We start from the raw sequence: 5,795 nt of genomic DNA on the forward strand, positions 1-5,795 counted from the left end.
GTGCAGGAAGATGTTCGCCAACAGCGGAGACACCGGGCCGCCTAATGAACAGTGCTGGATTATGCGCAGTGTTGGGCTGTCGGGCCTGGTGAGGGCTCGATCGGGGCTTGAGCGCTGCGCATAACCTGTCAGCGGCGGGGGCTCACAGCGAGGTGAGCCAGTTGAGGAGGTCGGGGTCTTGGTTCCATTCGGGGAGGTCGTCGGTGACGATGTCGGTGTAGGCGGCTTCGAGCGCTTTGCGCTTGGCTTCGGTCGAGGCCCGTGCGTAGATTTCAGTGGTGGACAGGTCGACGTGTCCTAATATGTCGCGGATGTAGGGCAGGGGAATGCCCGCCTCGTAGAGGTGCATGGCCTTGCTGTGGCGCAGGGTATGCGGCGTGATCTTGGCGGTGGTGAGCGTTGGGTCGGCCGTGCTCGCTTGGTGTTTCCGGATGATCCAGGCGATCCCGCCGCGGCTGAGCTTGGTGTCGTGCTGGTTGAAGAACAGCGGATGGTCGCTGTGGCCGGACCGCGTGAGGTGGTGTTCGGCGAGATAGGCGTCCAGGAGTCCGACCGTGTTGCCGACGAGCGGGACGTGGCGGGTTTTGCGGCCTTTGCCGGTCAGGGCGGCGATCGGCGGGGCTTGAAGGCGGATGTTGCGCACGACCAGGTCGGCGAGTTCCTGTGCTCGGGCCCCGGTGTCGTAGAGCGTGGCGAGCAGCACCGCGTCCCGGCGACCGTGGCGGGTGGACCGGTCCGGTGCGGCGAGCAGGCTGCGGGTCTGCTCGACGGTGAGGTGGTTGACCCCCGGCTGGGCCTGTTTTTTGGCGCGGATGGCGAGAATGTCCTGGCAGCAGGCCAGCAGGGCGGGGTCCTGCGACTGCAGCCATCGGGAGAACGCGCTGATCGCGGCGAGGCGCTGGTTGCGGGTCGCGACAGTGTTGTGCCTGCTGTCCTCGAGCCAGTCCAGGAACTCGCCGACGGCGTCGGCGTCGATGCGTTCGAGAGTGAGCTTCTCCGGGGGAATCGACCGGACGTCCCGAAAGAAGATGATCAATAGTTTGAAGGCGTCACGGTAGGACGCGACGGTGTTCGGTGAGCTGCCGCGCATCCCGGCAAGGTGCGCGGTGAGGAAACGGCGCAGCGCGACCGCGAAGTCAGTCGCCATCGTGCGGCCAGCCGGTGACGGGCGGGACGACCTCGCCGAGGACGCGCTGAACCTGGGCGGCGATATCGGGGTAGGACTCGGCCGTCAGGTGCAGGTAGTAGGCGGTATCGCCGATCGAGGAGTGACCCAGGTAGGTCTGCAGGACCGGCAGCAGCGCGCCGACGTCGTCGCCGCGGCGGAACCACGTGCGAAGATTGTTGACCGCGAACGTGTGTCGCATGTCGTGCACGCGGGGGCCGTGGCCGCGACCGCCGTGCGGGATGCGTGCCTGCCAGAGGAACCGGCGGAAGTTCCTGTTGACGTTCATCAGGGCGAGCGGCCTGCCGTGGGTGCCGGGGAAGAACCACTCCCCGCCCCTGCGCCGGATCGCCGGGTCGGCGTCGAAGGTGGCGAGCCTGCGGCGCAGCGACGCCGCGACCGGGGTCTGGCGGTCCTTGCCGCCCTTGGCGCCGCGGATCTGGAGCACTCCGGTGCGCAGGTCGACGTCCTCGACGCGCAGCAGTCGGGCTTCCGAGGCCCGCAGGCCGCAGCCGTAGATCGTGCGGAACAGCACCGGCATGACCAGATGGCGGACCGGGACCTCGGCGCAGTAGTGGCACCGGTCGGTCTGCGCGAAGAACGCGGCGAGTTCGGCGTCGGTGTAGATGTGCGGGACGTAGCGGGTGGGCCGGGGCAGTGTGCCGTAGGGCAGAACGTAGGCGGCGACCCCTCGCCGGCCCAGCCAGCGGGCCAGTTCCCGGACCGGCGCGACCAGGCCCTGCATCGTCGCCGGGGTGACCCCGCGCCGCCGTCCGGCCGCGATCCACGCCTCGACGCACTCCCGGCTGGGCGCCTGAAGTCCGGGGAACTCGGCACGGGCGAACGTGGCGAACCGCGCCAGCATCCGTTCCTCGGCGTCGTACTTGTAGCCGACGGCGCGCTTCTGCGTGACCAGCCCCGTGATCGCTTCGGTCAGCATGATCTCGGTGCTCATCGCGATGTCTCCCCGCTGGCCGGCGCGTCCGGGTCCAGCGCGCACCTGGCCAGCAGGGCCAGCGAGGACTTCAGATACACGCCCGTCGACTGGACGGACTGGTGTCCGAGAATGTCGGCGATCTGCTCGATCGGGGTGCCGCCTTCCATCAACTTCGTCGCCAGCGTGTGACGCAACGAGTGCATGCCATGCCGGCGCTGTTCGCTCACCGGCACGTGCGCCACCCGGGCGTACTTGACCAGAATCTGGTGGAGGTGGTCCTGGTCGGAGAACGAGCCGATCGGGGCGGTGTGCCGGATGAACACCTCCGGGGCGTCGCAGGCCGGCCGACCGTGCCGGATGTAGTCGATCAGCGCCCAGCCGGCGTCCTTGAGCAGCGGGAGCTCGATGCGCTGGCCGGTCTTGGCCTGGACCACGGTGAGCCGGTTGGCCCGCCAGTCGAGGTCGGCGAACCGCAGCCGTTTGACGTCGATGCTGCGCAGCCCGAGCGCGGCGATCAGCAGGATCATCGCGTAGTCCCGTTTCCCGCCCGGGTTGCCCCGATCGATCGCGGCCAGGATCCGGGCGACCTCGCCGGGAGCCCACACCGCCGGGACCCTGGCCTGTCTGCTCGAGCGCACCGACGGGACCACGTCGAGGATGGCAGGCTCGACGAGGCCGTCGGCGGACGCGAACCGCAGGAACGAGCGCACCGCGCACATCTTCTGCTCGACGGTCTTGTGCTGGTATCCCGCCAGGGTCGCGACGAACGCGTCGAGAACCCGGGCGTCGAGACGCGGCAACCCGCCCCGGGTACCCACGAACGCGAGGAACTCCCCGGCCAGCGTCGTGTAGGTCCGCACTGTCGAGGGCGCCTGCCCCGCGGCCCGCAGCGACGCCGTGAACCGGGCAAGCACCCTGGCCTCGCCCGCGGTCAACCTGTCGACGGACCTCGAGTAGCGGCGCAACACCGCCCCGTGCACCGCGTAGGAATCGAGCATCGACGCGACCCGGAACAGGTAGACGTCGTTCTCCTTGAGCGTGCCCGCACGCTCCTTCGCGAAGAACCCGCACGTCTCGTCGACCCAGCTCATCGCCACATCCAGGGAGAACTCCACGACGCCACGGTCGGCGAAGTAGCGCTGCAGGCGGCGCCAACAACCCCGGTACCAGACCATCGTCGAGTCCTTGTAGCCCAGACGTTGCAGCTCCGCGTCCAGACTTGACACCAAATCGGATAAAGCAACCATTACGCCGACCTCCGATCAAACCGGCCCGGCACCATGCCGAACCACCGATCAGTGATCGTCGGCGTATTATGCGCAGCGCTCAAGCCCCGATCGAGCCCTCACCAGGCCCGACAGGCCAGCGCTGCGCATAATCCAGCACTGCTCATTAGGTTCGATCCTTTCCCCGTTGTTGAGCAACGTGGCTCTCTCGGTTCTGGACGAATACATTGCCCAGGCGCCAGGAGGTCCCGGGGCCAGCGCGTATGAAAGGGCCAAGCGGCGCCGGAACGGTCTACCCAACATCCGGCTCTGCCGGTATACGGATGACTGGTGCCTAGTCGTCTCGGGCACCCGCGCGCACGCCGAAGCCTTGCGGGATGAGATCGCCGCGGTCCTGTCCACGATGGGCCTGCGCCTGTCGCCGGAAAAGACCGTGGTAACCCGTATCGACGAGGGCGTGGACTTCCTCGGGTGGCGTATCCAACGCCACCGGAAACGAGGAACCGGCAAGCAATACGTCTACGTCTACCCGGCCAAGAAGGCGCTCGCCGCCGTCAAGGCCAAGGCCAAGGCGATCTGCCGACAGAACACGAACCATCCGCTCGCGGTCCTGCTGCACCAGCTCAACCGGATGCTGCGGGGCTGGACGGCGTACTTCCAGCACGGATGCTCGAACGCAACCTTCAGCTATCTGCGGTCCTACCTGTGGAAACAGGTGGTCCGCTGGCAGGGTCGCAAGCATCGGCGCACACCATGGAAACAGCTGCGTCGACGCTACGGTATCTGGCCCACCGACGGTGACGTCGGGCCGCTCGACCCGGCCAGGGTGCGCGCGAAGCGCTACTACTACCGGGGAACACGCATCCCGACACCATGGCCGGGCGCAGCGTGAGGACCACAACCGGCCCGCGGGGCCTGTGGAGAGCCCGGTGCGCTTAGCGGCGCACGCCGGGTTCGGGAGGCGACCCGGAGAAACGGACCAACCGTAAGGCTGGCACCGCGCTCCGGGTCGACCTCACTGTTTCGAGTGGGAGTGAAAGACCTTCGCCTTCGGCCTGTCGCAGCAGGCTGATTATTGCTGAGGGCAGCCTGAGTCAGACGTCGATGTTCAGAAGCTTGCTCAGTAGCGCGGTGAGGTGGTCGCGCTCCTGGTGGCTGAGAGGCTGGAATGCCTCGTCGAGGAAGTCCGGGATGGATTTCTCCACATCGGCGAGTCTGCGTTGGCCGGTGTCGGTGATGGTGACGGCGTAGGAGCGGCGGTCCCGGGGGTTGCGTTCACGGCGTACGTGGCCCGCTCGTTCGAGATCATCACAGATGTTGACCATGACGCTGCGGTCGATGCGCAGTTCGTCGCTAAGTGTCTGCTGAGAGCAAGGGCCGACAGCGTTGAGCATCTTCAGCACCAGGTGCTGACCCACGCCGGTGCCCCGCTCGACGGCGTGGGCGTCGGCAGCGCGCGCGACCGCGGCCGAGGCCCGACACAACGCGATGTCTAGCCGTTCGACCGCGAGCTGCGAGAAGTAGCTCGGCCTCACACGGTCGCCGGTCTTGGCGGGCATCGATCCCCTCGTCTCTCGTGGCGGAGAGTCTACCACTAACCATCTTGCAGGAGAACGTTTGACAACAGATTCTCTATTAAAATACTGTCTGTTAACAGATTATCTGTCATAAGATGGAGGTGGGCGTGGTGCATCCCGACGGCCGCGGGCGAGCGGCCCTGGTGCTGTTGTGCGCGGCGGTGTTCTTGGACTCGATGGACCTGTCCGCGATGGACGTGGCACTGCCCGCTATCGGGCGCGATCTGGGTGTCGGAGGGCACCCTGCAGTGGCTGGTGTCGGGCTACGCGGTCGCCTATGGGGGGTTCCTGTTGCTGGGCGGCCGGATGGCCGACTTGTTCGGCCGCCGCCGCATGTTCCTGCTCTCACTGGCAGTGTTCGCAGCGGCGAGCCTGACCGGGGGCCTGATCTCGGCGGGCGGGCCGCTGGTCCTCTGGTCCTCACCCGGGTGGTCAAGGGCCTGGCAGCCGCACTTACCGCCCCCGCCGCACTGTCACTGATCACCACCTTCACCGAGGGACCGCGGCGCAACAGGGCTCTTGGGGCCTACTCGCTGGCTGGCGCAACCGGATACAGCGCCGGGCTGATTGCCTCCGGCCTGCTCACCGACGTCAGCTGGCGGCTGGTGTTCTTTCTGCCGGCGCCGATTGCCCTGCTCGTGGTGGTCGTGGCGCCACTGGCACTGCCACGGGATGTCCGCCCGGACGGATCAAGCCGTGGGTTCGCCGGCGCCGGCGCCGGCGCCGTTACCGGCGGGGTGCTGCTTCTGGTCTTCGCATTGACCGAGAGGAGCTGGCAGGCCGGCATCGCGGCCGTGCTCCTGCTAGGCGTCTTCATCGTCATCGAACGTCGCCAACAGGTCCCCCTGGTCCCACTCGGGGTGTTCCGGTCCGGCAAGCTAGTGTACTGC

At 67.4% G+C, this 5,795-nt stretch carries 7 protein-coding genes; 3 read left to right on the top strand and 4 right to left on the bottom strand.

Annotated elements, in window-relative coordinates; translation table 11 throughout:
- Nucleotides 1–142 precede the first annotated feature (142 nt).
- The 3 genes from CV1CTNOD_RS13735 to CV1CTNOD_RS13745 are packed head-to-tail and all read right to left on the bottom strand — an operon-like array spanning nucleotide 143 to nucleotide 3,328.
- Nucleotides 143–1,147, bottom strand: coding sequence for a site-specific integrase (locus tag CV1CTNOD_RS13735; RefSeq protein ID WP_131786495.1), 1,005 nt, complete (start codon nucleotides 1,145–1,147; stop codon nucleotides 143–145).
- On the bottom strand, nucleotides 1,137–2,120 hold the full coding sequence (locus CV1CTNOD_RS13740; RefSeq protein WP_131786496.1) for a tyrosine-type recombinase/integrase: 984 nt from the start codon (nucleotides 2,118–2,120) through the stop codon (nucleotides 1,137–1,139). Before CV1CTNOD_RS13740 ends, CV1CTNOD_RS13735 begins: the two co-directional genes overlap by 11 nt.
- Nucleotides 2,117–3,328 carry a site-specific integrase gene (locus CV1CTNOD_RS13745; protein ID WP_207386426.1) on the bottom strand — a complete coding sequence of 404 codons (1,212 nt, stop codon included), beginning with the start codon at nucleotides 3,326–3,328 and terminating at the stop codon, nucleotides 2,117–2,119. The genes CV1CTNOD_RS13740 and CV1CTNOD_RS13745 overlap by 4 nt, the downstream gene beginning before the upstream one ends.
- A gap of 151 nt (nucleotides 3,329–3,479) precedes the next feature.
- Between CV1CTNOD_RS13745 and CV1CTNOD_RS13750 the strand changes: the two genes are divergently transcribed.
- Nucleotides 3,480–4,220: a group II intron maturase-specific domain-containing protein gene (locus tag CV1CTNOD_RS13750; protein ID WP_278043908.1), complete on the top strand. Its 741-nt coding sequence runs from the start codon at nucleotides 3,480–3,482 to the stop codon at nucleotides 4,218–4,220.
- Nucleotides 4,221–4,422: 202 nt separating this feature from the next.
- Here the strand turns inward: CV1CTNOD_RS13750 and CV1CTNOD_RS13755 are convergent, their stop codons facing one another.
- Nucleotides 4,423–4,887 carry a MarR family winged helix-turn-helix transcriptional regulator gene (locus CV1CTNOD_RS13755; RefSeq protein ID WP_131786498.1) on the bottom strand — a complete coding sequence of 155 codons (465 nt, stop codon included), beginning with the start codon at nucleotides 4,885–4,887 and terminating at the stop codon, nucleotides 4,423–4,425.
- A gap of 273 nt (nucleotides 4,888–5,160) precedes the next feature.
- Between CV1CTNOD_RS13755 and CV1CTNOD_RS28350 the strand changes: the two genes are divergently transcribed.
- Complete coding sequence (locus tag CV1CTNOD_RS28350; protein WP_431607111.1) at nucleotides 5,161–5,385, top strand: hypothetical protein; 225 nt, start codon at nucleotides 5,161–5,163, stop codon at nucleotides 5,383–5,385.
- The coding region (locus CV1CTNOD_RS28355; RefSeq protein ID WP_431607112.1) for an MFS transporter at nucleotides 5,319–5,795 on the top strand (477 nt) is incomplete at its 3' end. The genes CV1CTNOD_RS28350 and CV1CTNOD_RS28355, both read left to right, overlap by 67 nt.

Source organism: Protofrankia symbiont of Coriaria ruscifolia (genome assembly GCF_900634745.1).
Taxonomy (GTDB): domain Bacteria; phylum Actinomycetota; class Actinomycetes; order Frankiales; family Frankiaceae; genus Protofrankia; species Protofrankia californiensis.

Excerpts from the sequence above, each read along its gene's own strand:
- CV1CTNOD_RS13735 (WP_131786495.1), bottom strand. The coding sequence starts at position 1,147 with ATGGCGACTGACTTCGCGGTCGCGCTGCGCCGTTTCCTCACCGCGCAC.
- CV1CTNOD_RS13740 (WP_131786496.1), bottom strand. The coding sequence starts at position 2,120 with ATGAGCACCGAGATCATGCTGACCGAAGCGATCACGGGGCTGGTCACG.
- CV1CTNOD_RS13755 (WP_131786498.1), bottom strand. The coding sequence starts at position 4,887 with ATGCCCGCCAAGACCGGCGACCGTGTGAGGCCGAGCTACTTCTCGCAG.